2 protein-coding genes are annotated in these 848 nt (G+C 36.2%); both read right to left on the bottom strand.

Annotation, left to right across the window (positions count from 1 at the left end; all coding sequences use genetic code 11):
* Nucleotides 1-359: AAA family ATPase (locus ACWHAR_RS25145; protein WP_452088192.1), on the bottom strand; the 359-nt coding region annotated here is incomplete at its 3' end.
* A 172-nt stretch (nt 360-531) separates the two neighbouring features.
* Nucleotides 532-848 (bottom strand): 23S rRNA (pseudouridine(1915)-N(3))-methyltransferase RlmH (gene rlmH, locus ACWHAR_RS25140; protein WP_452088191.1); only part of this gene is annotated, 317 nt, incomplete at its 5' end.

Here is an 848-nt window from a genome sequence, read left to right as displayed (position 1 = left end):
CCAACTTCTTCACTAATATCATAAGTACCTTCTACCTGAAAAAAAAAGTTATCTAATTCATTACTTGACCTTGCCCCTCCCACTTTGGCTATTATATGCTGGGAATCTTCATCTTTTAGACGATCAGATAAATCGACACCTAATGTTATTCTTATTACTCTGTCTCTTTCATTTCTAAAATAATCTGATTCTTTAAAGCCATTTTTACGAATATCTCTATCTAATAAGAATCTGATAGCATAAAGCAAATTTGTTTTACCCACATCATTCATTCCAAAACAAACATTTTGATTTGTTAAATCTACATTTACTTTTTCAAAGTTTCGAAAATTCTCTATAGTTAGGCTTTTAAGCTGCATTAGTATCCCCTCTTAATAGTGTTTTTTTGTATTTTTTGAAAAAGTTACCGCCGTTATTATAACATTAAAAAATTAACAGAGGTAATAACTCTTGATGATTATTAGAGTTATTACTTCTATCATTTAATCGTTATTCTATTTTTGTCCGAATCCCATACCATAAAGTTTGCCATTACTTATGATACGGTTCACCACGATTAATCCGAAAAGCCCGGTAAATCTGCTCCACCAGAATAAGCCGCATCAACTGATGGGGAAATGTCATCTTCGAAAACGACAGCTTCTCGTCCGCTCGCTTCATCACTGCGTCGCTCAATCCGAGTGATCCGCCGATGACGAAGGTGACTTTGCTTTTTCCATATGTAGCCAGCTTATCTATTGTATCGGCTAGTTCTTCGGATGTTTTCATTTTTCCTTCGATGGCGAGGGCGATGACGTGGGCGTCGGGGCTAATTTTGGATAGGATGCGGTCGCCTTCTTTGTCTTTTA

The sequence above is a fragment of the Bacillus sp. LR--39 genome, assembly GCF_053613335.1.
The sequence above is the reverse complement of the archived record's forward strand: the minus strand, read 5'-3'. Positions and strand labels throughout refer to the sequence as shown.